The organism is Methylophilus sp. (genome assembly GCF_035460085.1).
Lineage (GTDB): Bacteria > Pseudomonadota > Gammaproteobacteria > Burkholderiales > Methylophilaceae > Methylophilus.
This window is the reverse complement of record NZ_DATHWZ010000022.1, coordinates 1-24,039: the sequence shown is the minus strand read 5'-3', so window position 1 is coordinate 24,039 and position 24,039 is coordinate 1. Positions and strand designations below refer to the sequence as shown.

The 24,039-nt window shown below is 48.4% G+C and carries 24 protein-coding genes, 1 tRNA gene and 1 riboswitch; of the genes, 18 read left to right on the top strand and 7 right to left on the bottom strand.

From position 1 onward, the window contains the following. The first annotated feature begins 175 nt into the window (after positions 1 to 175). From rpsF to VK958_RS03385, 8 genes are all read left to right on the top strand, one after another. The gene (gene rpsF / locus VK958_RS03420; RefSeq protein WP_055825765.1) at positions 176 to 550 is read left to right on the top strand and encodes a 30S ribosomal protein S6; all 375 of its coding nucleotides are present in this window, start codon (positions 176 to 178) and stop codon (positions 548 to 550) included. Positions 551 to 556: 6 nt separating this feature from the next. Further along, positions 557 to 865 carry a primosomal replication protein N gene (priB, locus tag VK958_RS03415; protein WP_325239032.1) on the top strand — a complete coding sequence of 103 codons (309 nt, stop codon included), beginning with the start codon at positions 557 to 559 and terminating at the stop codon, positions 863 to 865. Then, a complete protein-coding gene (gene rpsR, locus VK958_RS03410; protein ID WP_055825757.1) occupies positions 866 to 1,099 on the top strand; it encodes a 30S ribosomal protein S18 in 234 nt (77 codons plus the stop codon). Between the two features lie 21 nt (positions 1,100 to 1,120). Then, positions 1,121 to 1,570: a 50S ribosomal protein L9 gene (rplI, locus tag VK958_RS03405; RefSeq protein ID WP_325239030.1), complete on the top strand. Its 450-nt coding sequence runs from the start codon at positions 1,121 to 1,123 to the stop codon at positions 1,568 to 1,570. A 300-nt stretch (positions 1,571 to 1,870) separates the two neighbouring features. Then, positions 1,871 to 3,253, top strand: coding sequence for a replicative DNA helicase (gene dnaB, locus VK958_RS03400; protein WP_325239028.1), 1,383 nt, complete (start codon positions 1,871 to 1,873; stop codon positions 3,251 to 3,253). A gap of 18 nt (positions 3,254 to 3,271) precedes the next feature. Further along, positions 3,272 to 4,339: an alanine racemase gene (alr, locus tag VK958_RS03395; protein WP_325239027.1), complete on the top strand. Its 1,068-nt coding sequence runs from the start codon at positions 3,272 to 3,274 to the stop codon at positions 4,337 to 4,339. 154 nt (positions 4,340 to 4,493) lie between these two features. After that, the gene (gene radA / locus VK958_RS03390; RefSeq protein WP_229007563.1) at positions 4,494 to 5,849 is read left to right on the top strand and encodes a DNA repair protein RadA; all 1,356 of its coding nucleotides are present in this window, start codon (positions 4,494 to 4,496) and stop codon (positions 5,847 to 5,849) included. A 503-nt stretch (positions 5,850 to 6,352) separates the two neighbouring features. Further along, on the top strand, positions 6,353 to 6,637 hold the full coding sequence (locus tag VK958_RS03385; protein ID WP_325239025.1) for a hypothetical protein: 285 nt from the start codon (positions 6,353 to 6,355) through the stop codon (positions 6,635 to 6,637). Here VK958_RS03385 and hpnE read toward each other — a convergent pair. From hpnE to hpnC, 3 genes are read right to left on the bottom strand one after another with little or no spacing between them, the layout of a single operon-like run. Next, entirely contained in the window at positions 6,634 to 7,962 is a 1,329-nt protein-coding gene (gene hpnE / locus VK958_RS03380) for a hydroxysqualene dehydroxylase HpnE (protein WP_325239024.1), read from the bottom strand. The genes VK958_RS03385 and hpnE overlap by 4 nt on opposite strands. A gap of 9 nt (positions 7,963 to 7,971) precedes the next feature. Then, positions 7,972 to 8,808: a presqualene diphosphate synthase HpnD gene (gene hpnD, locus VK958_RS03375; protein ID WP_325239023.1), complete on the bottom strand. Its 837-nt coding sequence runs from the start codon at positions 8,806 to 8,808 to the stop codon at positions 7,972 to 7,974. Continuing rightward, on the bottom strand, positions 8,805 to 9,674 hold the full coding sequence (gene hpnC, locus VK958_RS03370) for a squalene synthase HpnC (protein WP_325239022.1): 870 nt from the start codon (positions 9,672 to 9,674) through the stop codon (positions 8,805 to 8,807). The genes hpnD and hpnC overlap by 4 nt, the downstream gene beginning before the upstream one ends. 86 nt (positions 9,675 to 9,760) lie before the next feature. Here hpnC and VK958_RS03365 point away from each other — a divergent pair, with 86 nt between their 5' ends. The 7 genes from VK958_RS03365 to pnuC all read left to right on the top strand — a co-directional run bounded on the left by VK958_RS03365 (position 9,761) and on the right by pnuC (position 14,978). Next, entirely contained in the window at positions 9,761 to 10,516 is a 756-nt protein-coding gene (locus VK958_RS03365) for an S-methyl-5'-thioinosine phosphorylase (RefSeq protein WP_325239021.1), read from the top strand. Positions 10,517 to 10,546: 30 nt separating this feature from the next. Continuing rightward, the gene (def, locus tag VK958_RS03360) at positions 10,547 to 11,080 is read left to right on the top strand and encodes a peptide deformylase (RefSeq protein WP_325239020.1); all 534 of its coding nucleotides are present in this window, start codon (positions 10,547 to 10,549) and stop codon (positions 11,078 to 11,080) included. Positions 11,081 to 11,104: 24 nt separating this feature from the next. Beyond that, a tRNA-Ser gene (locus VK958_RS03355) sits at positions 11,105 to 11,194 on the top strand. Between the two features lie 65 nt (positions 11,195 to 11,259). Beyond that, complete coding sequence (locus tag VK958_RS03350; RefSeq protein WP_019881932.1) at positions 11,260 to 11,535, top strand: cupin domain-containing protein; 276 nt, start codon at positions 11,260 to 11,262, stop codon at positions 11,533 to 11,535. A 182-nt stretch (positions 11,536 to 11,717) separates the two neighbouring features. After that, positions 11,718 to 11,820, top strand: a riboswitch (TPP riboswitch). Between the two features lie 98 nt (positions 11,821 to 11,918). Then, positions 11,919 to 13,997, top strand: a complete 2,079-nt coding sequence (locus tag VK958_RS03345) for a TonB-dependent receptor (RefSeq protein WP_325239019.1) — start codon at positions 11,919 to 11,921, stop codon at positions 13,995 to 13,997. 49 nt (positions 13,998 to 14,046) lie between these two features. Further along, entirely contained in the window at positions 14,047 to 14,307 is a 261-nt protein-coding gene (locus VK958_RS03340; protein WP_325239018.1) for a YkoF family thiamine/hydroxymethylpyrimidine-binding protein, read from the top strand. A 59-nt stretch (positions 14,308 to 14,366) separates the two neighbouring features. Then, complete coding sequence (pnuC, locus tag VK958_RS03335; RefSeq protein ID WP_325239017.1) at positions 14,367 to 14,978, top strand: nicotinamide riboside transporter PnuC; 612 nt, start codon at positions 14,367 to 14,369, stop codon at positions 14,976 to 14,978. A gap of 46 nt (positions 14,979 to 15,024) precedes the next feature. Here the strand turns inward: pnuC and VK958_RS03330 are convergent, their stop codons facing one another. The 3 genes from VK958_RS03330 to map form a co-directional block, all read right to left on the bottom strand. Then, complete coding sequence (locus tag VK958_RS03330; RefSeq protein ID WP_325239015.1) at positions 15,025 to 15,900, bottom strand: phosphotransferase; 876 nt, start codon at positions 15,898 to 15,900, stop codon at positions 15,025 to 15,027. Positions 15,901 to 16,164: 264 nt separating this feature from the next. Further along, positions 16,165 to 18,741: a [protein-PII] uridylyltransferase gene (locus tag VK958_RS03325; RefSeq protein WP_414683833.1), complete on the bottom strand. Its 2,577-nt coding sequence runs from the start codon at positions 18,739 to 18,741 to the stop codon at positions 16,165 to 16,167. A 10-nt stretch (positions 18,742 to 18,751) separates the two neighbouring features. Continuing rightward, the gene (gene map, locus VK958_RS03320) at positions 18,752 to 19,546 is read right to left on the bottom strand and encodes a type I methionyl aminopeptidase (RefSeq protein ID WP_325239095.1); all 795 of its coding nucleotides are present in this window, start codon (positions 19,544 to 19,546) and stop codon (positions 18,752 to 18,754) included. Positions 19,547 to 19,779: 233 nt separating this feature from the next. On the opposite strand from map, the gene VK958_RS03315 reads away from it, so the two are divergent. Next, on the top strand, positions 19,780 to 20,616 hold the full coding sequence (locus tag VK958_RS03315) for an HDOD domain-containing protein (RefSeq protein ID WP_325239012.1): 837 nt from the start codon (positions 19,780 to 19,782) through the stop codon (positions 20,614 to 20,616). On the opposite strand, the gene VK958_RS03310 is transcribed toward VK958_RS03315, so the two are convergent. Further along, positions 20,617 to 22,452 (bottom strand): tetratricopeptide repeat protein, encoded by a 1,836-nt coding sequence (locus VK958_RS03310; RefSeq protein ID WP_325239010.1) that lies wholly within the window; start codon positions 22,450 to 22,452, stop codon positions 20,617 to 20,619. Between the two features lie 136 nt (positions 22,453 to 22,588). Between VK958_RS03310 and VK958_RS03305 the strand changes: the two genes are divergently transcribed. Together VK958_RS03305 and VK958_RS03300 are read left to right on the top strand one after the other, a co-directional pair. Continuing rightward, positions 22,589 to 23,128, top strand: coding sequence for a peroxiredoxin (locus VK958_RS03305; RefSeq protein WP_325239008.1), 540 nt, complete (start codon positions 22,589 to 22,591; stop codon positions 23,126 to 23,128). Between the two features lie 9 nt (positions 23,129 to 23,137). Continuing rightward, positions 23,138 to 23,623 carry a dihydrofolate reductase gene (locus tag VK958_RS03300; RefSeq protein ID WP_325239006.1) on the top strand — a complete coding sequence of 162 codons (486 nt, stop codon included), beginning with the start codon at positions 23,138 to 23,140 and terminating at the stop codon, positions 23,621 to 23,623. Positions 23,624 to 24,039: the final 416 nt, after the last annotated feature.

Sequence of the window (24,039 nt, the reverse complement as noted above, 5' to 3'; positions counted from 1 at the left end):
CATTGAAATCCCCCATGTCATGAGTTTTGTTTTCAGGCAGAACCCAGCCGCATATCAGTACTTAATTAAGATAAGTCCTTGATTCAAACTGGACTTATAGACTATAATCGCACGCTTTTCCAACCTTGCCACACCTGATTCGCATTTAGGGTGGCTTTAACCGTAAGGAGATCTCATGCGACATTATGAAATCGTATTTATTGTCCACCCTGACCAGAGTGAACAAGTGCCTGCGATGATTGAGCGTTACCGTACGCAAATCACCGGCAATGGCGGCAACATCCATCGTCTGGAAGACTGGGGCCGTCGTCAACTTGCCTACCCAATTCAAAAAGTACACAAAGCACACTATGTTCTGATGAACATTGAAGTGAGCCAAGAGTTGCTTGAAGAGCTGGAACACGGCTTCAAATTCAACGATGCTGTATTACGTCACCTGACTATTTCGACTAAAACAGCGGTTACTGCACCAAGCCCAATGATGAAAGAGGAAAAATCCAAAACCATCGTTGGTGACGCACCTGCAGCCACTACTGAGGCAGCCGCCTAAGTCGTTGTGAATACGCTGGTGATTGCAGCGACGGTAAAAGCAATTGAACCGTTACGCTATACACCGGCAGGGTTACCCTTGTTGCGTTTGCAGTTGCAACATGATTCAGAGCAGCTTGAAGCAGGTCTGAATCGCAAAGTGCAGTGCCAGTTACCGGCAGTGCTGATTGGTGAAAAAGCCAACCTCACATTGCAAAGCGGAGATCAAATCAAAGTGAAAGGTTTTCTCGCACAGCGCAGCGCAAAAAGCACACAAGTGGTCATGCATATACAAGAAATACAGCTAATACAGCATAAAGAATTGAAGGAGTTTTAAATGGCAAGAGATATGTACAAACGCCGCCGTTACTGCCGTTTCAGTGCAGAAGGCATCAAACACGTAGATTACAAGGACGTAGATCTGTTAAAAGATTTCGTTTCTGAAAACTTCAAAATCATTCCAGCCCGTATGACTGGTACTAAGGCTAAATACCAACGCCAACTGACAACTGCGGTTAAACTCGCACGTTTCTTAGCGTTGATGCCTTACACAGACAAACACCCAGGTTAATTGGCGGCTTAGGAGAATAACATGCAAGTAATTTTATTAGAAAAAGTAGCAAACCTGGGCACTTTGGGTGATGTGGTTCGCGTGAAAGACGGTTACGGCCGTAACTTCCTGATTCCTCAAGGTAAAGCAAAACGTGCAACTGAAGCTAACCAGGCTGAGTTTGCTGCACGTCGTGCTGACTTGGAAAAACAACAAGCTGATTTCCTGGCTGTTGCGCAAACACGTGGTGAAAAATTGGCTGGCTTTGCTTTAACGATTGCACAAAAAGCAGGTGTTGATGGCCGTTTGTTTGGCTCTGTCACCAACCTGGACATCGCTACTGGTTTGCAAGCACAAGGCCATGAAGTGAAGAAATCAGATGTGCGTTTGCCTAACGGCCCACTGAAAAATGTGGGTGAGTTTGTTGTGAGCGTTGCACTGCATCATGATGTGGTTGTTGATATCAATGTCACAGTGGTTGCTGAAGCTTAATTTAAGCATTTAGTGACACTTGAAAAAGGCTACTTCGGTAGCCTTTTTTATTTTGGTGAACGCTATAACACTCAAGGTTTCTGCGGCTCATTGATTTTGAGTCTTTAAGGGAAGATTATTTTCGCCTAGAGACGAAAAATAAAGTAGTTAAATTAAAGATAAAGTTTCTGAATAAGATTCGTTTCTTAACTTAAACACTATCGTTATTTTTAAAAAGAAAATCTACTCGCATTTATCATCCCACTCAGAGTAAATTTCAAAACAAGAAAATGCCGATTCACTTTTCGGTATAATCGCCAGATGGCTGACGAACAACTCGAATTTCTCAAACTTCCCCCGCATTCTATCGAAGCCGAACAATCCGTATTAGGCGGGCTGTTGCTGGACAATGAAGCGCTGGACAAAATTGCTGATATCTTATCAGGGCAAGATTTCTACCAGCATGACCATAAGTTGATTTATGAACATATTGCCAGGTTGATTGAACGCAATCAGCCAGCGGATATTGTGACTGTTGCCGAATCGCTTGAAAGCACCGCTGAACTGACTACGATTGGTGGCGTCGCCTATCTGGGTGCGCTGGCCCAAAACACACCAACCGCTGCGAATATTCGCCGATATGCCGAAATCGTGCATGAGCGATTCGTGATGCGCCAGTTGGTGACCGTAGGAACCGGCATCGCCGAAAGCGCTTATCTGCCAAATGGGCGTAATGCGCAGCAATTGCTGGATGAGGCTGAAGCGAAAATTTTCCAGATTGCTGAAGGCGGCAACCGCAAAAGCCAGGGCTTTTTGGGGATGCAGGTATTGCTGCCACAAGTTGCTGACCGTATTGATTACCTGTATTCGCGTGAAAACCACTCAGATGTGACGGGTACGCCTACGGGTTTTAGTGATCTCGATTCCATGACCTCAGGCTTGCAGGGTGGCGATCTTGTGATTGTTGCCGGCCGTCCTTCCATGGGTAAAACTGCCTTTGCGATCAACATTGCCGAGAATGTAGCTTTGGAAACCAACAAGGCAGTGGCCATTTTCTCGATGGAGATGGGCGCCACACAATTAACGACGCGTATGATCGGCTCCATCGGCCGGTTGGACCAGCACAAAATGCGTAATGGTAACCTCGAGGATGAGGATTGGGAAAAACTGACCACTGCGCTGGGTAAGCTCAACGAAGCGCCGATTTTTATTGATGAAGGTGCAGGCTTAAGCAGTTTTGATGTGCGTGCACGTGCGCGGCGATTGCATAGGCAAGCGGGTGAACTGGGACTGATCGTCATCGATTATTTGCAGTTGATGTCAGCACCTTCTGGCCGCTCAGGTGAAAATCGTGCCACGGAAATTTCCGAAATTTCGCGTTCTCTTAAATCGCTGGCAAAAGAGTTGAATGTGCCACTGATTGCCATTTCACAGTTAAACCGCAGTGTGGACCAACGTCCGGATAAGCGCCCGGTCATGAGTGACTTGCGCGAATCGGGTGCGATTGAGCAGGATGCCGACTTGATCATGTTCGTGTACCGCGATGAGTACTACAACCCTGACAGCGCTGAAAAAGGCTCTGCCGAGATTATTATCGCCAAACAACGTAACGGCCCGATTGGTCGCGTGCGCCTGACCTTTATGGGTGCGCATACACGCTTCGAGAATTATGCCAACGCGGCATACATGCAAGACGAATATTAACGCGCCGAGTTTTTCAATATGCGTCCTATCGTTGCTTATATTTCAGAAAAAGCATTGGCACATAACCTGGCACGCGTCAGGCAATTTGCACCACAGTCCAAAGTCATTTCGGTGGTCAAAGCGAATGCCTATGGTCATGGGTTGCTGAATGCCGCCCGTGGGCTAAAAGAAACCGATGCATTTGCGGTCTTGAATATCAGCGAGGCTGTCATCTTGCGTGATGCCGGATACCAGCATCCCATACTATTGCTGGAAGGCGTTTTTTCTTCTGAAGAAATAGCGCTGGCAGATCGTTACCGGCTGGACATGGTCATTTCTCGTCAGGATCAGCTGCAATGGCTACTTGAATACCAAGTGAATCTGCCACTACGTGTTTATCTCAAGCTAGACAGTGGCATGCATAGACTGGGTTTCCAGCCTTCTGCTTATCAAGCAGTGTTAGATCAATTAACTACCAGCGGAAATGTCAGTGAAATCGTACTGATGACGCATTTTGCTAATTCGGATCTGGCAGACGGTGTCACTCAGGCCATGGCTGTCGTGGCGCAAGCGATGCCTACTAAGCCTTATAAACGCTCACTGGCTAACTCAGCAGCTATTGTCCAGCAGCCACAAACCCATGCTGATTGGGTACGACCGGGTATTATGCTTTATGGTGCTACACCAATCGCAGATAAAACAGCTGTTTCATTGGGGTTGCAGCCTGTCATGAGCCTGCAATCCGGACTCATCGGCGTACAGGAAATTCAGGCGGGCGAAAGTGTAGGCTATGGCAGCTTATTTACTGCTGATAAATTTACGCGCGTTGGGATTGTCGCTTGCGGATATGCTGATGGCTATCCACGCCATGCGCCAACCGGGACACCTATTGTCGTGAATGATGTGCTGACCCGGACCCTAGGCCGGGTTTCCATGGATATGCTGGCAGCTGATATCACCGATATTCCAGAGGCTAAGATTGGCAGCAGCGTAGAGCTATGGGGCGATTTAGTCCCTGTTGATGCAGTGGCGCAGGCCAGCGGCACCATAGGCTATGAATTGCTGTGTGCAGTGGCGGCACGGGTGCCTATGCACGTGATTGATTAATTGCTAACTTGAAGCATCCAAGGGGTCATGCGAGTTTTTATTCCCGTTTCCTGAAAGAAACCAGTTGAGATTTACGAGTGATCTTTACTGTGGTTAGATTCCAAACGCAGTCGCTGTCACTCATAGTCACACAATAAGAAAAATCAAGGTTTTCATGGCAAAAGCTAAAACACAATATACCTGTACCGAATGTGGTGCCTCAGAACCTAAGTGGCAGGGGCAATGCCCTAGTTGCCATGCCTGGAATACCCTGGTGGAAACCGTACCGGAAACAGTCACCCAAAGCCGTTTTGCCAGCCTGGCACCTACCGCGCAATTACAGAAGCTGGCAGATGTGGAGGCGCAGGATGTCTCGCGACAGCAGACCGGGATTGCCGAGTTTGACCGCGTATTGGGCGGTGGCCTGGTGGCAGGTGGGGTGGTGCTGATTGGTGGGGACCCTGGCATCGGTAAATCGACCCTGCTGCTGCAAACGGTGTGCAAGGTGTCACAGAACCTGAAATCGTTTTATATCAGCGGCGAGGAGTCTGCGCAGCAGATCGCCATGCGGGCAAAGCGGCTGGGGCTGGATGCCAGCCAGGTCGATGTGCTGGCTGAGATCAATCTGGAAAAAATCAGCCAGGTATTGCAGCAGCACCAGCCTGATCTGGTGATTATTGACTCCATCCAGACGGTGTATTCTGAAGCGTTGCAGTCAGCGCCAGGGTCGGTGGCACAGGTGCGTGAATGCAGCGCGCAGTTAACGCGTATCGCGAAACAATTAGGCATCAGCATGATATTGGTCGGCCATGTTACTAAGGAAGGTTCATTGGCCGGGCCGCGCGTGCTGGAGCATATTGTCGATAGCGTGCTCTATTTCGAAGGCGACCAGAATTCGAGTTTCAGGCTGATACGTGCTTTTAAAAATCGCTTTGGCGCTGTGAATGAGCTGGGCGTGTTTGCCATGACTGAAAAAGGCTTGCGGGAAGTCAGTAATCCGTCTGCCTTGTTTTTGTCACATCACGATACCCCTGTTCCAGGATCCTGCATTACAGTGACGCAAGAAGGTACGCGTCCCTTATTGGTTGAAATACAGGCATTGGTTGACACCTCCCATGCTCCAAACCCCAAGCGACTGTGTGTGGGATTGGAGCAAAACCGCTTGGCCATGTTGCTGGCGGTATTGCATCGCCATGCCGGCGTCGCGTGTTTTGATCAGGATGTATTTATCAATGCGGTAGGCGGCGTGAAAATCAGCGAACCAGCAGTGGATTTGGCAGTGCTACTGTCGATTGTTTCTTCGTTTAAAAATAAGCCATTATTAAACAAATTAATTGTGTTTGGTGAAGTAGGGCTGGCGGGAGAAGTGCGGCCAGTACAACGCGGGCAAGAGCGTTTAAAAGAAGCTGCCAAGCTCGGCTTTACCCATGCCATTATCCCCAAGGCCAATGCGCCCAAGGGTGGCGTGCCCGGCTTGCATATTGATGCAATTGACAGGCTGGAACAAGCCATCGATTTATTGCGCGGATAAAAAAATGGCAACGATGTCAGGGAGTGGCATCGTTGCCTTGAGTGGTGGTTGTCCAGAAGAGGGTTGAACAGCCACAGGGAAGTGGGTTTGATATTTGCTAATCTAGCTTCGCGATTTATCTGCCTTTAGTTTTTTCAATTTTATTCACTGTGCCAACAGGCATTTCCAGGGCAACTGCCCGCTATGCATAAAATCCTGTTTATTCTTAACTGAGCATTTTTTAAAAACTTCGTATTGATTCATGACTGCGTATTGATTCCAGTGAGTGCAGTATAAGAAATTTGGACTGCCGGGTCAGTTACAAAGCGCCCGGTTTTGTAGCAGTTTGTAGCTGTCTGGATACAAGTCTGGATAAGGCTTGGCCTTAAATCGGCGCGGTTTTTTTCACAAAATCTTCATGAAACTATATGGTTCGTTTATTGCCTTAACAAAGGTGTGCCTATAACACACTATTATGACAATAATATGACGTGATGTAATAAAGGTGGAAATGGAGAGACGCAATGAAAAAAACGCTAATACTGATTTCCCTGCTGTTATCTGCTTGCGCAAGTAACCAGCCAACCCCACACGCAACCAGCGATGGCAGGCCGGGCTATAAACTCACCTGTAGTGAATTCAATACCACGTTGGAGCAATGCAAGGCTAAAGCCAGTGAAAACTGCTCACATGGTTTTGAGGTTGATCCGCATCTTTCCTATCGTGAGACTTATCCGGATGCGGGTGACGGTATCTATGTCCCGGCCAGAAACCATTTGGTAGTAGGCTGTAAAGATCCGCAAGCTTAAAGCTGGTTAAGTGGGGTTCTGCCTAGCCCAATCAGATTGGCAGCCGCGACTCCACTTCTGACAGCGCCCTCAATGGTGGCTGGATAGGGTCCGGCCGTATAATCGCCCGCAAGGTAGATATGCGGCTGGGATGTCTTGTTTTGCGGGCGATTTAGATCTGGCGTGCAACTGAATGTGGCGCGCTTCTCGGTAATGACTTGCGTCCACGAGGGCACTGCTTCAAGTTGGATATCATGCGATGATAATGCCTGATTCAATTCACTCATACATTGTCGTATCAATGCTGTCTTATCGCCATTTAATGGCCCATGTGCACTGATCACTACTGCCAGCAAGCCTGCTTGGTGACAGCATTGCCCTCTGTCGAATACCCATTGGGCCAGACCGCCATATAATCCCATGACCGGGTAGGGCAGCCTGGTGCTAGTCGAATATTGCAGGTATATCGTGGTGATAGGCTGGTAGTCAAATGCCGGCACCGCAATGTCACTGGTCACGGTTTTCAATTGATGCGGGCCTACGGCTAGAATCACATCATCGAATAACCGTTTGCCATCTGAAGTTTCCAGCACGCAATGTGAGGTTTCGTTTTTGACTGCCACCACAGGCGTGCGCAGTAATACCGTGCCACCTAGGATGGTAATTTTCTCTAGCAAAGGCTCAATCAGGCTGCTGGATAAATCCGACTTCAGGATCAGAAAATCACTGTCTGAACGTTTCTGTTGAAAGCTGTCACGCAGTACATTGAGAAACACCTGCGCACTGGCGATTTGGATAGGGGTATTCAATGCGGCCAGGCACAAAGGCTCCCATAAGGTTTTGATGGCAGTTTCTGTTTGCTGGCCTTGCTGTAACAGGCTTTCAACAGTGATGTCTTGTGCCAGGGTAAATGCAGACTGTGTTAAACGCAACATCCAGCGTATGGCTCGCCACTTACTGTTAAAAGTCAATCCACGCGCGGTAAGCAATCCCCAAAGTAAATGCAGGGGGGCAGGTAACCAGCTTGGTGTGACGAGTGACATGCGATGTGCGCCATGATGCATATGCAATGCTAGCGGCAAACGAGTAAAGACATGCTCAGGGTTCAGGCCAGCCTCACCTAATAATGCCAGTGTGGCCTGATAAGCCCCTATACATAAATGCTGGCCATTATCTAATATGGTTTCAGCATGTGGTACGCCACGCGCACGGCCACCGGCTTGCGGGGCAGCTTCAAATAGCGATACTTTGTGTCCTGAACTCAGTAAGGTGTGTGCGGCCGCCAGTCCGGCCAGCCCGGCACCGACAACCGCGATATTGCGGGGAGTAGGTGTGTAGTTAAGCATTCCAGTGCATCAGCGGCGTTTAAACCATACGCCCAAGGCCAGTTTCAGTTTCCTGAAAGGTGGCAGTATGACTTTGTGGCTAAGCACCAGATTGGGGTCTTGCTTGATTTCCTGCAGTAATGCACGGTAAATGGCTGCCATCATCAGTCCAGGTAGCTGGTTTTTGATATCAGCTTCAGGCAACTGGCTGATGGCTTTGTCATAAAACATTTCTGCACGTTCAATCTGTTTGAACAATAGCGTTTGTGTCTGTGCAGATGCCTGGCTTTGCAACAACTGCTGTTCTGAAACACCTGCTTTTTCCAGCGCATCAATCGGTATATAGATCCTGCCACGTCGGGCATCTTCGCCGATATCGCGGATGATATTGGTTAGCTGGAAAGCCATTCCCAGATCATGCGCATAGCCTAATGTAGATTTATCGCTGTAACCGAAAATCTGCGCCGAGAGTAAGCCAACGACGCTGGCAACGCGATAACAATACAAAGCCAATTGCTCAAAATCGGCGTAGCGGTTGTACTGGGTATCCATCTGCATGCCATCGATAATCTCGATGAAGTGCGCTTCCTGCAGTCCAAACGTTTCCACTACAGGCTTCAAGGCCTTGGTGACCGGGTGCTGCGGTGTTTCATGGAATAAACGATGTATTTCCAGCTTCCACCATTGCAGCTTGGTTTGTGCGATCTGGTAATCCGTACATTCATCCACCACATCATCCACTTCACGGCAGAAGGCATAGAGTGCTGTCATCGCTTCACGCTTGTGCTTCGGTAAAAACAAAAAACTCAGGGTAAAGCTGGAGCCGCTTTGTCTGGTTTTCTGCTGGCAGTATTGTTGCGGGGTCATTGTTTAAAAAGGGCTTTCAGCAAAATTATCGGCCAGTCAAAAGCATGCAGCGTTGGGCGGTGATGGTAAATATCGCCATGGCAACGCTTCAGTTTATAAATCATACGCTCGCCACCGGCGACTATCATGCGCAGTTCGAAACCAATGCGGCCTGTCAGCTGGTGCCCAAGTGGTTTTCCTGCGAGCAAGAATTGCTCGGCGCGGGCTACATTGTACAAAAAGAATGCCTGCCAGATATCATCCAGTCGCTGGTTTTTTAAGTCTTGCTCCACAATACCAGCTGCGTGCATTTCATCCTGACATAAATAAATACGTGCATGTTGACCATGCTTTTGCAGATCAATGGCAATGTCCTGGTAAAAGTTAATCAACTGCAGAGCGGTGCAAATGTGGTCTGACCATTGACGATTCTGTTGTGTATCTGCGGCATATAATTGCAACATCAACCTGCCGACCGGATTGGCTGAGCGTCGGCAATAATCCAGAAGTTCTTCAAAGTTTGCGTAACGGGTTTTGACTACATCCTGTTTGAATGCGCTGATCAGGTCCAGCAAAGATTGCACATCCAGCTGATGCGTTTTAACAACTTGCTGCAGCGTTTTGAAAAACGGTTTTTCTGCCTGGATATACGCCTGAATCAGCAACAATTCATCTTCATAGGATTGCAATGCCTGCAATCGCTCAGAAGGGCTGGCGTCGCCTTCATCAGCAATGTCATCGGCTTCACGTGCAAACTGGTAAATTACGCTCACCGCATAGCGCAGATGTGCGGGAAGCAACAATGAAGCTACCGGGAAATTCTCATAATGTGTATGTGCCAGCTGCAGGCTGGCCGGCGTTGTCACTGGCTTGGAAAAGGCTTGCATGGCTTAAGTATGCCATAAATACGTGATACGCTTACACCTTGGAGATTAACTGGCTGTAAAGAGGATTGAATGTTGGAGATGATAGGATGTTAGGCATTATCGGTGGCACCGGGTTGACTGAGCTGACCAATCTGAATATTTCAAAACGCCTGATTGTGCGCACGCCGTATGGCAAACCTTCGCAACCGCTGGTGTTTGGTGAAATCAATGGCAAAGAAGTGGTGTTCCTGGCGCGTCATGGTGGCGGGCATACGATTCCCCCGCATGCAGTCAATTACCGCGCCAATATCTGGGCGTTACATTCAATAGGCGTGACCGACTTGCTGGCGGTAGCGACGGTAGGTGGTATTTCACAAAACCTCATCCCGGGGGATATCGTATTACCTCACCAGATTCTGGATTATACCTATGGCCGGGATAATACCTACCACGATGGTGTCGAGTTGCCGGTGAGACACATTGATTTTACCCAGCCTTATACTCAAACCATGCGCGAGCGTTGCCAGAAAGCCGCGGCCGATGCCGGCTGTGCATTGGTGGAAGGAGGCGTGTATGCATGCGTACAAGGCCCCAGGCTGGAAACTGCCGCGGAGATAGACCGCTATGAGCGGGATGGTGCGACTATCGTAGGCATGACAGGGATGCCGGAAGCTGTGCTGGCGCGCGAACTTGGCGTAGCGTATGCGGCTATTTGCCCGGTAGCTAATTTTGCTGCTGGCCGTGGTGATAGTGCCCAAGCCATTCATTTTGATCAGGTCATGCCTTTGTTGCAGCAAACCATGGAAAAAGTGAAATGTGTCATTGCACAATGTCTGTCCGACCACAATTGCACCACTGGATAATATTGTTTTTCTGTAAATTTATCTCTGATCATGGCCATTAGACCAGTACTTAGGATGGGTGACCCGGTGTTGTATCAAGTAGCCGAAAAAGTCACAGCGTTTGACACGCCAGCGTTGCATGCATTGATACAGGATATGCATGACACCATGAGCGATATGAATGGAGCGGGCATTGCCGCGCCGCAAATTGGCGTGAGCTTGCAGGTGGTGATGTTTGGCGTCGGCAAAAACCCGCGTTATCCCGATGCCGAAGAAGTACCATTTACCATCCTCATCAATCCTGAACTCACACCCGTGGATAATGAAGAAGAGGAGGGCTGGGAAGGGTGTTTATCAGTTCCCGGTATGCGCGGGCTGGTGCCAAGGTACCAACATTTGCGTTACAAAGGGTTTGACCCGCAAGGGAGTGTCATCGATCGCACTGTGAGCGGCTTCCATGCACGGGTCGTGCAACACGAATGTGACCATCTTTTCGGCATACTTTACCCGATGCGAATCCGCGATATGACAAAATTTGGCTTTAATGATGTACTTTTTCCTGGAATAACGCTTCCAGATGACTGATAGTTTGTTATAATTCTGCCTTCCGGAAGAGTGGCAGAGCGGTTTAATGCTACAGTCTTGAAAACTGTCGAGGGTTCACGCCCTCCGTGAGTTCGAATCTCACCTCTTCCGCCAGACATCGATGCCGCAGGATTGCGGCATTTTCATTTGCAGTTTTATTCATTATTTAAGGAAACGTCATGACACAAATCATCATCGACCATAACCCGTCAGAAGAGAAGTTGAAAGAACTGGGCGTAAAAAGCTGGAACACCTGGGATTGCGCACCTTCAAAATTCCCACTGGATTTCACAGCTACTGAAAAAGCCTACGTGTTAGAAGGCGAATTCAAAGTGACTCCACAAGGTGGCGACACAGTGACTATCAAAGCTGGTGACTATGTTGAGTTTCCAAAAGGCCTGAAATCCCAGTGGGAAGTCGTTAAACAATTGAAAAAACACTATAAACATTTCTAATCGAATGTAATAGCAAGTTTTCAATTTAAAAAAACCCTGCATCGCAGGGTTTTTTGTTTTTGGCCTCAGGTGTGTATCAAAGCATTAAACTTTGCAAAGTGCGCATAAATTAAGCGCCAAACAACATCACTAACTAGCAAAGTAAGCAATATCAACCTACAATCTCATCCTGATTGAAAAATCAAATCGCCTTGGGGTGGCAACGCCTGAGATCTCGCGCAAGTGAGGAACCCAATGAACCTGACCCAGATAATGCTGGCGTAGGGACAGGCAGAGCACCTACAACGCAAATGTTTTTGGTTTGTTGTTTCCATCAACAAGTCTACTCACGTCATTGTCACTCTTCCCCTGTCCTTTTTATGTATTTTATAGAAAGGATTATCTTGAAACCGATTACAAAACCGTTGTCCCTGATTGGGCTGTTACTGACCACACCTGCGTTTGGTGCCGAAGATGACAAGGTAGTGAAGCTCCCTGAAGTCGTGGTGAGCGCTGATTTTCGCCCCAGCACCGCAGAGAAAACAGCCGTAAGCCTGACAGAAATTGACAAAGAAACCATAGAGTCACGCGGCGCGCAGCATCTGGAAGAAGTCTTGAACTTGGCCCCGAATGTGAACTTGTCCAGTGGTGCTTCGCGCGGTCAGTTTTTTCAAATTCGTGGCATGGGTGCAACTAGCCAATTCAGTGCGCCGCTGAATCCATCGGTTGGCCTGGTGATTGATGGGGTGGATTTTAGCCGTACGGGAGGCGCAGCCACTTTGTTTGATATTGATTCAATTGAAATTCTGCGCGGCCCGCAAGGCACGAAATTCGGCACCAATGGCTTGGCCGGGACGATCAATATGCGCAGTAAAGCACCTACCAAAGAGTTTTCCCTGCGTGCTGAATCCGGCCTGGCTGAATACAACACGCGAAATTTTGGTGTCGCGGTAGGTGGCACTTTGGTTGAAGATAAGTTATTAGGTCGCGCCTCCATTTACAGTCACAAGTCGGATGGCTACATGACCAACGATTTTTTGAATCGTGACAATACCCAAAATCAGGATGAGCTGACTTTCCGCGGCAAATTACGATTACTAGCCTCTGACGATTTTACTGTGGATTTAGGCTATACCCATTTGAATATAGATAATGGCTATGACGCTTTTACATTGGATAACAGCCGCAACAGTTTATCTGACCACCCCGGGCAAGATAAACAGCTCACCAATGCGTTTGCGCTAAACACCAACTGGCAAGTTTCGGATGCAGTGATTGTTCAATCAAATGCCACTTACCTAAAGAGTGATATTGTCTATAGCTACGATGCCGACTGGGGGTATGTAGGGCAGTTCAATCCTGCGTTGGGCCCTTATGTAGGATTTGAGCGTTTTGATCGGCATCGTGAAAATTACTCTTTTGAACTGCGGGCATTGTCGGATAAGGCTGGTCGTATTTTTAACGACACTACCGATTGGACAGTCGGCTTGTATTTCCTCGACCAGGATGAAAAGTTTAAGCAAAACTCTGATTTCGGCATCTTTGGTGCAACGCTTAGAAATGGCGATTACGACACACAAAATACATCTATTTACAGTCAGCTTGATACACATTTAACCAATAAACTGACGCTGACCACGGGTGCACGTATAGAGTATTTTAAAGCCAGATATGGTGATTCAGATGCCTTGAAAATTGGTCAGAATGAAGGCTTGTTTGGCGGGAAAATTGGCTTAAATTATCAAGCGAATCAAGACCACTTTATCTACAGCACATTATCGCGTGGATATAAATCTGGTGGTGTGAATAATAATGCGGCACTGCCATCAAATCGACTGGCTTTTGATACTGAATATAACGTAAGTTTAGAGCTGGGCGTGAAATCTAGCTGGTTCGATAAGCGCTTAAAAACCGCATTAGCCGCTTTTTATACCGATAGACAAAAAGCGCAGGTTGAAAACTCTATTGCCAATGGCGTGCAATTTCTTGAGTTTACTGGTAATGCCTCAAGCGCGACCCATCAAGGCCTGGAAGCGAGCGCGGATTGGTTTGTGACTGACAATTTACGTTTGCTTGGTTCGCTTGGTTTGCTAGATGCTACCTTTGATAAGCACTCGGTCAATGGCGTGAGCTATGATGGCCGCCAAGTCGCACATGCGCCTAAATATACCTTTAACTTAGGCTCTGAATATTATGTGAATGATGTGTGGACACTGCGCGCCAACGTGGAGGGTAAAGACGGCTTTTACTTTTCAGATAGTAACAATTCGAAATCTAGCGCTTATGCGATTGTGAATGCCAATGCTGATTACAAGCATGGTCATTACAAAGTGCGGCTATGGGTAAGAAATTTATTCGATAAAGACTATGCCACGCGAGGTTTTTTCTTTGGTAACAATCCGGCCAATGGCTATACAGAAGAAAAATATGTCCAGTTTGCGGAGCCACGCGTCGCTGGCGTTACTGTGAGTTATGACTACTAAAAATATTTTGGCAGGGTTGTTAGAGCCCGCTTGATTAAAAGGAGAAGTAATGCGTATTTCAGTCGATATCAGTTTGTATCCCTTAACCGAAGGCTATGTAGAGCCGATTCTGGCGTTTATTAATAAACTTGAAGCCAATCCCAACCTGGTGGTAAAGCGCAACAGCCTGGCGACGCAAGTCTTTGGCGAATACCGTGAAGTGATGGATTGCCTGGATGCGGAAATGGAAGCGGTATTCAATGCGCTGCCGCACAGTGTGTTTGTGATGAAATTTATCGGCACGGACAGGGCTGATGTTGTTGATGTTTAAATCTGCTTCGTTTTAAATGTACTTTCTCGTACTTGCCACTTCTTTGATATTGCCTAAACATGAACCAAGATAGTTTTCAGCATGTCCTGACTGCATTACAGCAAATGTCCCCCTGGGAAATCGCCGCCGCTTTAATGGGGGTTGCCTATATTTTGCTGGCGGCAAAAGAGTCGCAATGGTGCTGGCCGTTTGCTTTCTTCAGTACGCTGGTTTACACCGCGTTGTTCTGGGAAGGCCAGCTTCCCATGCAGGCGTTGCTGAATTTTTATTATATGGGTATGGCGATATATGGCTTCTGGCTATGGCATGAACATGGCAAGCAAGCTGACACACTGTCGATCAGCCGTTGGCCTTGGCTTTGGCATATAGGTTTTATTGCGGTTGGTATTGCAGTGAGTGCTTTGGTAAGTGCCTATTTGCAAAAAACCGGACAATCGCAAAGTCCGGTGTTAGATGCTTATACGACAGTTTTTTCTGTAATGAACACATGGCTCATCGCCAGGAAAGTACTGGAAAACTGGCTTTATTGGGCAGTGATTGATGGCGCTGCGACGCTTTTGTATATTCAAACAGGTTATTATGCAACGGCCGCTTTATTTGTATTGAACACTATCCTGGCAATTGTAGGTTTTATCAGTTGGGTAAAGCTTTACCGGCAACAAACTGCGTAAACGGTAAATGCATGAATGGTAAATTAAAGGTGCAGCGAATTGAGTTTTATATTCGCTGCATCCAATTTGCCAAATCACTTTCACCTAACACATTCATCAAAAACAACAGCAACTGGTAGCAGCGAGTATTTTTGGTATGTTCAGGCCAACTATGTGTTTGAGTATAGCGCTGTTTGAATACAACCAATTGTGCGGATGTTAATACATATTCCAGTAACACCAGATCCAGCGCGCGCGGCGCGATCACAAACGCATCAAGGTCAATCAGCGCTAAGTTATTTGTGCCCAAGCAACGGAATTGATCCCAGCGTAAATCCAGCATCACCGGCACAAACCCGGTTTCCTGAATATTGGTTGCGTGCACTGACATCTCAGCCAGTAACGGTTCAGCCATCATCGTATCGTGTTGCTTAGCCAAAAAAACTAGTGTGTCATGTAAGCGGCTAGCCCAATCTGCTGCAGAAAATTGGGGTGCATGTAGCGTGCCCCAACCAGGGTAACTGCATTGGTGGAGTTTTGCGATATGTTCGGCTAACTGGATCACCCATTGATCAGTGATATTTTCCGTTTCTAGATCTTTACCATTTAAAAAGCGGGTGAGTATGTATCGGTTGGCACTTGCTGCGACAAAATCCGGCACGGTGAGCCCGCCGGATTGTTCCAGGAAATGATGTGTGAAATGGATATTGCCCAGGCTGTTTGGAAAGTCAGCCGCAAATAAACGGTTTGCACCTGACCAAAAGGAAGATCTTCTGATAGTCGCCTGATTGCAAACTTTCAGTACCATTTCACCATCTGCTGTCTGGCAATAAAAAAGCTGATGCGTACTATCCTCAAACTTATTCGTGATAGCGCTAGGCTGCGCAGTCAGTTTCGGTAAACCGGCTTGTTCGAGTGAGGTAAGTTGCGGATAAGTAAACATGGTGAGGCCACTATTCTAAGCCATCAAGCGGTTTAAATCATCTGCGCTTGATTAAGCGTCTGAACACAAGTGTAAAAAATGCATTGAGGTTCACGAGGTCGTAAAGACTTGAATCGAAAATACTAAAAACGATAGTGCCAATAGATACTCAACGCTTTAACGCCAGGGTTTTCGCTACCAGGACTGCACGTAGCGCTATGTCGATCTATTTAAGTTTATCAAGTCAACTTATCGCAGAGGCTACGAGTCATCATACGCAGATGATCAAAGTTCACCAAAAGCCGTTTTTAATGCGTCGATCTGTGCTTCGTTGAGTGGTTTTCCGTCACTGGTGGAAATCAGGAAACTGTCTTCCACCCGATCGCCCAAGGTATTGATTTTTGCATTATGCAAAGCGACATCATTATTTAGTAATACCAGCGCCATGCAGGCCAGTAAACCAGGCCGGTCATTGGCAATGACATCAAGTTGCTGGAACTGTTGCTGATGATCATGATGCGTACTGGCAGGGCGGATGAAGATCTGCGTGGTTAATGGCATATGTTTTACCTGTCGGCTGACACGACCGCGGATAGGCGTTGGAATCGCCGTTGACCCGGAAAGCTGTTCAGTCAGCCCTTGCTCAATATGTTTGAGTAATCCGTTGTAGCTGATTTGCTGGGTTTCAGGCTCCAGTACAATAAAATTATCGAGCGCATAGCCATGCGTGGTGGTGTAGATCCTGGCTTGCACGATGTTGTATTGCATGCTGTCGAAAAAGTGGCAGATTCGCGCAAAAATCTCCTTTTGGTCACGACTGTAAATCATGACCTGGATACCATCACCTTTGGGGCTGAGCCGCGCACGTACAATGGCTGATTCAGTCTGTTGATGCGGGATAAGCAAGCGGCTTTGCCACGCGATTTCATCACTGTCGAAGCGGTTGAAATAGCTTTCACCAAATGCTTGCCATAAAGGCTTTACCGAATCTTCTTTAAGGTTAAAGCTACTGAGTTTCTGCAATACTTCCTGTTTACGCAGGCTTAGCTGCGCTTCAGTATCCAGCGATTGCTGCAATACGCGCCTAGTCTGTAAAAAAAGGCTTTCCAGCAATTTGGCTTTCCACGCGTTCCATACATTCGGGCTGGTGCCACGGATATCGGCTACCGTGAGTAAATACAAGGCTGTCAGGCGATATTCCGAACCGACCAGATTTGCAAAGCTTTCAATCACATCCGGATCGGATAAATCACTTTTCTGTGCGGTGCTGGAGAGCTTGAGGTGAGCCTCAACCAGCCAGGCGACCAGGTTGGTGTCGGCCTTGGGCAAGCCATGTTTCTGGCAAAAACGTCTGGCATCGATGGTGCCAAGCGAAGAATGGTCACCACCACGGCCTTTGGCGATGTCATGAAAAATCGCTGCCAGGTAAAGTAAATGCGGCTGGCTGAATTCTGCAAACAACTGACTGCATAGCGGAAATTCATGGCGCAGGTCGGGTTTGGCAAATCGGCGCAGGTTGCGCAAGACGTTCATGGTGTGCTCGTCAACCGTATACACATGAAACAGGTCATGCTGCATTTGCGCGATGACACGGCCAAACACCGGAATGTAACGACCCAGGATGCCGTAGCGGTTCATGCGTCGTAAACTACGGTGTACGCCTTCGCGGGCGTGCAATATCTGCAGGAACAGGGCTTTGTTTGCGGGCCGTTGACGAAACTTGGTGTCGATGAGCGGTTGCGCGGCCTGTAGCGCCCTGACTAATGGCGCGCTGAATCCCGCAATGGCAGGGTGTTGCTGCAAAAGTTGAAAACAGCGCAGGATAGCCTCTGGTTTATGCTGGAACAGGTCAGGTGCCTGTGCACTGAGCAAGCCTTGCGAAAGTACGAAATCCTCATCAATCACAGTGGCTGGTTCGGCCTGTGGAATAACACTGGCATGCATCAACTTCAGCAACACTTCGTTTTCTATAATGATGGCTTTGGCACTTCGGTAAAAGCCTTGCATCAATTGTTCACTGGCACGTTTTTGAGGGGTGGTCTGATAACCCATTTGCTCGGCCAGTGTATTCTGAAAATCGAATACCAGTCTGTCTTCGCGTCGCTTGGCAAGCAGATGCAGCCGGATACGCAAGTTTTGCAGTAAGCGTTCGTGGCGTTTCAGCTGGCGGGCCTGTGTAGGGCTTAGCAGACCGGTGTGCACCAGGTCTTTCCAATCATGGCCCAAGTCCTGGCTTTGTGATATCCACAGGATCATATGCAAATCACGCAAGCCGCCCGGGCTTTCCTTGATGTTTGGTTCAAGGTTGTAGGCCGTATCATTAAATTTTGCGTGGCGGATCTGCTGCTCACGTAATTTTTCAGCAAAAAACCGCGGCTTGTCCAATTGCGTATGCAGCGTGTGCATCAAAGTTTTGAAGGTGGCTTTCGGACCGATCAGCCAGCGTGCTTCCAGCAAGTTGGTCATGATAGTGACATCCAGCTGTGCTTCTGCCAGGCATTCTGGCAGGGTACGCACACTGTGGCCAATATTAAGGCCTATGTCCCATAATGCGCCGATCAGCGATTCGATATCCGCTTGCAATGCATCATCACTGCTTTCCGGCATTAGAATCAGCAGGTCGATATCTGAATGTGGGAACATGTCTCCCCGGCCATAGCCGCCGACGGCGACCAGACTGACGTTATCGGGTAATTGGAACGTAGACCAGATTTCCCTTAATAACTGGTCAATATGGCGGGTGGTTTGCTGTAACAGGTGTTTTGCATTAGGTGCTGCCAGGTAGGCAGCCGCAATGTGCTGGCTGGACTCAAGGAACCACTCTCGCCATTGTTTGAGCTGTTCTTTGGCAATCATTGGCATGGCCTGAGTTTTACAGTGCAGGGCGTGGCGGAGACCCGTCGGAAACGGTCATGATTTCAAAACCATCATCGGTGACCACGATGGTGTGCTCCCATTGTGCAGATAAACTGCGGTCCTTAGTCACTACAGTCCAGCCATCAGACATGAATTTGATCTCGCGTCTTCCGGCATTGATCATGGGTTCAATAGTGAAGATCATGCCAGGCTTAAGTGTGACGCCGGTGCCGGGTTTCCCGTAATGCAGCACCTGTGGTTCGCAATGAAATTTTTTACCTATGCCGTGGCCACAAAACTCACGTACAACACTGTAGCCATTTTTTTCAGCGAAGGATTGAATCGCGTAACCTATATCACCAAGGGTATTGCCAGGTTTTACTTTTTCTATGCCACGCCACATGGCCTGGTAGGTGATTTCACATAAACGCTTGGCCTGTGGCGAGGGAGAGCCCACCAGAAACATGCGCGAAGTATCGCCATGGTAGCCATCTTTGATCACCGTGATATCGATATTAACGATATCCCCATTTTTCAGGTCTTTCTCACTGGGGACACCATGACAGATTTGCTGGTTAATCGAGGTGCAAATAGATTTCGGGTAAGGCGTGTGACCATCCGGCGCATAATTCAGCGGTGCTGGAATCGCCTGTTGCACATTGACGATATAGTCATGGCATAACTGATCCAGTTTGTTGGTGGTAACCCCTGCCACGACAAAAGGCGTGATGTAATCCAGGACTTCTGAGGCCAGACGCCCGGCTACGCGCATTTTTTCAATATCTTCGGGGGTATGCAGAGTAATCGCCATAAATTTGGTCACACTGGAGTCGCGACATAGGCGCCTGACTCCGAAATCCGTCACAAAAACTGCATTCTAACATAGCCATTTGTGTCTTATGCCTAAAGAAACAGGGCTTTTGCGACGTTAAAATGGTTAAGGCATGATGAAAACAGGCAATGAATTCAGTGACTCATCGACACATGCTGCAAAAGGGCATTGTTTTATACTCGGGCGGATAAAACTCAAGCAGGGGCATTTACATGGTGACACTTACCGAAGCAAGAGCTAACCGGAACATTTCCGACTGGGTGGCTTTCTTTGACAATGCCGATATTCCGGTATTGCGGCAAACTGCCAGGGAGCTGGCACAGCTGCGCGAGCGAGAAGATGAAACCGGCGCGCGTGATATCACGCGTGTGGTGATCAATGACCCGCTGATGACATTTAAAGTGCTGACCTTTGCCAATAACCATCGTAGTCGCCACCAATTGCAAGACCTGGTGCAGGTAGAGCAAGCGATTATCATGATGGGGACCAGCACCTTTTTTGAGCAGATTCCTACCGTACCGCATGTGGAAGAGATGCTAAGCCAGCATGTTGCCGCACTGGTCGATTTAATTAAACTCGTGGTGCGTGCCCATCGCGCTGGTTATTTTGCTGCGGAATTTGCATCCCATTTGATGGATTTACATGCCGAAGAATTGCGTGTGGCAGCCTCCCTGCATGATTTTGCTGAAATGCTGATGTGGTGTTTTAACCCCGATGCCATGAGTGAAATCCATCAGCGCCAGTTAGCCGATAGAACCTTACGCAGCCGTGCTGTCCAGCAAGAGGTGCTCGGGTTCAAAGTCATTGATTTACAAGCTGAACTGGTCCGGACGTTTAACTTGCCTTCATTGTTGAATGACCTGATGGATGAGCAACGCGCGCACCTGCCGCGTGTACGCAATGTGCAATTTGCCGTTAACCTGGCCAGGCATTCTGCTGATGGATGGGATAACGCGGCATTACCGGATGATTACAAGGACATTGCACAGTTACTGCATGTGGATGTGCCGCGTGTCATGCACATCGTTGGCGTGCCTGACGCGGAATAATTATTCCGTGCGGTAACTTTGGCTAAGCACATCGGTAATGGCCTGATGCACTGTATCAATCAAAGTTTCCCATGAGGTGCCAGGCGCCTGCCTGAAGAGCCGCATGCCAGGATACCATGCGCATGTTTCTGGCTGTTGTAACCAGCGGAAATGTGCTTGTGCCGGCAATAGCAACCACACTTTTTTGCCTAGTGCCGCAGCCAGGTGCGCGACCGCTGTATCAACCGAAATAATCAAATCCATTTGCATGATCAACCCGGCAGTATCGGTAACATCTCCCAGTAAAGGGTGATGGCATTCCAGCATGGGAAAACGCTTGAGCATGATGTGGTCTTCTCGCCTGAACTCTTTCTGCAAACTGTGCCACTCGACTTCCATTTTCAACAAAGGCGCCATCAAATGCAGCGGAATGCTGCGTTGACGGTCGTATTTATTATGCGCATCACCGCACCAGTTCACGCCAATACGTAGTCTTCTTGCAGGGCCAAGCAGGTCTTGCCATGGTTGCGCATGCCGCTCAGCAATCTGCAGGTAGGGTAGCGCAGCAGGAATCGCCTCAGGGACCGTTTGGAACGCCATCGGCAAACTTAGCATTGGGCAATATACGTCAAAATGCGGCAGGGCACGGCCATCCTGCCGCATGACCTGGATCACCTCATCCTGGCCCCACAGTTCATTAAAAAGATTAAACAGGGTGTCTGGAACAGCGACGATCACCTGGTTAGGCTTAAAGGCTTTCACTAACTCGATATAGCGACAAAACTGCAGGGTGTCGCTTAATGTTTGTTCTGACAGGATCAAAATGGTTTTGCCGACCAGGGAAGTATTGCCCGTCCACAACAATTGCCGGTTGGGCAATCCACTGGTTGTTAATACCTGCCAGCGTGATTCATACATGGGCCAGCCATCTTCGTATTCACCACGCGCCAGTTTTAGCATGCTCAGGACATAGCGTGCCTGGACATGAGTGGGCGCGTGCTTTAACGCGGTTTCAAGGCATTGATAAGCTTCATCGGTATCGCCATTTTCATACAAGGCCAGGCCCAGGTTGCAATGCGCAGAGGCATAACCGGAGTTCAGCTGTAATGCCTGCCTGAAGTCAGCAATGGCTTCAGGGTAGTTGCCAAGTTGGCAAAGTACAACACCGCGATTATTGTACGGCACCGGTAAATTAGGTTGATAGGCGATTGCATGATGAAACGCTTTTAAAGCCTCCGCATGTTGTCCTTGCAATTGCAGAATCAATGCACGTTGATGGTGTGCTTCGGCAAAATCCGGCTGAATCCTGATAGCGGCATCCATGCATGCCAGCGCCTCGGCAGATGCATGTAATTGCTGGTGCAATACACCCAGCCGGTAGTGAAAATGCACATGTTCAGGATGTGCGCTGACTGCCTGTTTCAGCACGGTGACAGCCTGTTCAAACTGTTGTGTTTGCAGCATCAAGTCGACACATTCGGTAAATGCCTGAGCGTGTTGCGGGTCCAGCTTGGTCACGGTACGCAAACGCAAAATCGCTTCTTGTGGACGACCAAGGTTTTTAAGTGCCCGTGCATCCAGGTAATAGCTCTGCGCCTGCCTGGCATCGAGTTTAATCGCCTGCTTGTAAGAGTCGTGCGCAGCTGAAAACTGCTGGGTGCGCATCTGGAGGTTGGCAAGCTGCAGCCTTAATTGTAGCGCTTTCGGCTGCAGGCTGATGGCTTGCAGCAAGTATTGCTCGGCAGCATGAAACTCATCGTTTTGCAGCATCAAGCCTGCCAGTTTCTGATACGCTTCCCACCTTTGCGGGTCGGCAGCGATCAGTTTCAGCAGTTTTGCTATGGCTTCATTATTCATGTGGATGACTGCAATACTTCGAATGTTTTGCGGCAAGCCTTAAAAAAAGGAAATGGCGGATTAAGGTACAATAAGCAGCTTGATGCGTCAACGACCCATCTGTCATGAAGGCTGTTTTAGAAAGGAAAAATGCGAAATGCTTGTCAAACTGATCATGTATGGGCTCATATTGTGGCTGGCCGTGTGGGGCTATCGTCAATATAACCAGCCCTCAGCGCGACTCAGTGTAGGTATGAAAGCACCCGATTTCAAACTCCCGGATGCCCAGGGCGGAACGCGTCGTCTGGCAGACTGGCAAGGCAAATGGGTAGTGCTGTATTTTTACCCGAAAGACGATACGCCTGGCTGTACCAAAGAAGCCTGTCAATTTAGGGACGATATCCAGCAAATCCATGCCTTGGGTGCCGAAGTGGTCGGGATCAGTGTTGATAATGCTGCAAGTCATGCCGAGTTTGCACACAAGCATCGTTTACCGTTCCCCTTGCTTGCCGACACTAATGGACAGGTTGCCGATGCGTATGGCACTTTATTTAACCTGGTTGTGATCAAGGTGGCCAAACGTACTACTTTTGTCATTGATCCGCAGGGCACGATTGCCGAGATCTACAGCAATGTAAATCCCGATGGTCATAGCCATGCCATTATTAATGACCTCAAGCGCCTGTCCGCGTTTTAGAAGAACACTATGCAAGCACTTTCCCTGATCGTAGCGCATGCGGATAACCGTGTGATCGGATTCAATAACCAGTTGCCATGGCATCTGCCGGAAGATTTGAAACGCTTCAAGAAACTCACCATGGGGCACCATATCATTTTGGGCCGTAAAACCTTTGAATCATTGGGGCGTTTGCTGCCAGGACGGACGACGGTGGTGGTGACGCGTGATCTGGCATATACGGTAGATGGGGCAAAGGTTGTGCATTCGATACCCGAAGCGCTGGCGGCTTGTGCGGGGGATGATGAGCCGTTCCTGATTGGTGGTGCGGAATTGTATTTGCAAGGATTGCCGCAGGTGACACGTTTATACCTTACCCGGGTGTTTGTGAAGGTAGAGGGAGATGCTTTTTTCCCCGAACTGGATATGGGGGAGTGGGAGCTGGTGTCGAAACAGGCGAACACTTCGGAAAAAGGGTTGCAGTATAGTGATATGGTGTATCAGCGGCGTGGTTAGCTTGAGTTTCGTACAAAACAGCCTGCGCAACAAAATGCTTGTACAAATATGGTGCACGCTGCGCATCGACTGACTTAAGTCAGCTCGACCAACATAAAATGTCGTCATTCTGGCGGAGGCCAGAATCCCGGCGAGATTCATGCTTAGCTTAATTTCAATCGAAAAGCTAATTTTGCGTGTTCGGTAAGCTCTTAATACGCATTTCTTAATATATTCACCATTCCTTTTCGCCCCTAGGCGAGTTACTTTTCTTTGCTTGCCCAAAGAACAAGTAACCAAAAGAAAGGGCACCCTAGCTTCCGCTTGTATCCTGCGTTGCTCGTCAAAATAAGCGGTCACGAAACTCATCCTAGCGGCCTGCACAAAACGCAGGCCACCGCGGGATTCAGACAGTCGCTCCCTTCTCCCTTATTTTG

What these genes read in the sequence shown, in the direction of transcription:
- map (WP_325239095.1), bottom strand. Translation starts at nt 19,546, where the DNA reads ATGGCGATTACTCTGCATACCCCCGAAGATATTGAAAAAATGCGCGTA.
- hpnD (WP_325239023.1), bottom strand. Translation starts at nt 8,808, where the DNA reads ATGACCCCGCAACAATACTGCCAGCAGAAAACCAGACAAAGCGGCTCC.
- VK958_RS03350 (WP_019881932.1), top strand. Translation starts at nt 11,260, where the DNA reads ATGACACAAATCATCATCGACCATAACCCGTCAGAAGAGAAGTTGAAA.
- rplI (WP_325239030.1), top strand. Translation starts at nt 1,121, where the DNA reads ATGCAAGTAATTTTATTAGAAAAAGTAGCAAACCTGGGCACTTTGGGT.
- radA (WP_229007563.1), top strand. Translation starts at nt 4,494, where the DNA reads ATGGCAAAAGCTAAAACACAATATACCTGTACCGAATGTGGTGCCTCA.
- VK958_RS03340 (WP_325239018.1), top strand. Translation starts at nt 14,047, where the DNA reads ATGCGTATTTCAGTCGATATCAGTTTGTATCCCTTAACCGAAGGCTAT.
- hpnC (WP_325239022.1), bottom strand. Translation starts at nt 9,674, where the DNA reads ATGCAAGCCTTTTCCAAGCCAGTGACAACGCCGGCCAGCCTGCAGCTG.
- VK958_RS03385 (WP_325239025.1), top strand. Translation starts at nt 6,353, where the DNA reads ATGAAAAAAACGCTAATACTGATTTCCCTGCTGTTATCTGCTTGCGCA.
- VK958_RS03310 (WP_325239010.1), bottom strand. Translation starts at nt 22,452, where the DNA reads ATGAATAATGAAGCCATAGCAAAACTGCTGAAACTGATCGCTGCCGAC.
- dnaB (WP_325239028.1), top strand. Translation starts at nt 1,871, where the DNA reads ATGGCTGACGAACAACTCGAATTTCTCAAACTTCCCCCGCATTCTATC.
- VK958_RS03300 (WP_325239006.1), top strand. Translation starts at nt 23,138, where the DNA reads ATGCAAGCACTTTCCCTGATCGTAGCGCATGCGGATAACCGTGTGATC.
- rpsR (WP_055825757.1), top strand. Translation starts at nt 866, where the DNA reads ATGGCAAGAGATATGTACAAACGCCGCCGTTACTGCCGTTTCAGTGCA.
- VK958_RS03315 (WP_325239012.1), top strand. Translation starts at nt 19,780, where the DNA reads ATGGTGACACTTACCGAAGCAAGAGCTAACCGGAACATTTCCGACTGG.
- VK958_RS03305 (WP_325239008.1), top strand. Translation starts at nt 22,589, where the DNA reads ATGCTTGTCAAACTGATCATGTATGGGCTCATATTGTGGCTGGCCGTG.
- VK958_RS03365 (WP_325239021.1), top strand. Translation starts at nt 9,761, where the DNA reads ATGTTAGGCATTATCGGTGGCACCGGGTTGACTGAGCTGACCAATCTG.
- def (WP_325239020.1), top strand. Translation starts at nt 10,547, where the DNA reads ATGGCCATTAGACCAGTACTTAGGATGGGTGACCCGGTGTTGTATCAA.
- VK958_RS03330 (WP_325239015.1), bottom strand. Translation starts at nt 15,900, where the DNA reads ATGTTTACTTATCCGCAACTTACCTCACTCGAACAAGCCGGTTTACCG.
- VK958_RS03325 (WP_414683833.1), bottom strand. Translation starts at nt 18,741, where the DNA reads ATGCCAATGATTGCCAAAGAACAGCTCAAACAATGGCGAGAGTGGTTC.
- hpnE (WP_325239024.1), bottom strand. Translation starts at nt 7,962, where the DNA reads ATGCTTAACTACACACCTACTCCCCGCAATATCGCGGTTGTCGGTGCC.
- pnuC (WP_325239017.1), top strand. Translation starts at nt 14,367, where the DNA reads ATGAACCAAGATAGTTTTCAGCATGTCCTGACTGCATTACAGCAAATG.
- rpsF (WP_055825765.1), top strand. Translation starts at nt 176, where the DNA reads ATGCGACATTATGAAATCGTATTTATTGTCCACCCTGACCAGAGTGAA.
- alr (WP_325239027.1), top strand. Translation starts at nt 3,272, where the DNA reads ATGCGTCCTATCGTTGCTTATATTTCAGAAAAAGCATTGGCACATAAC.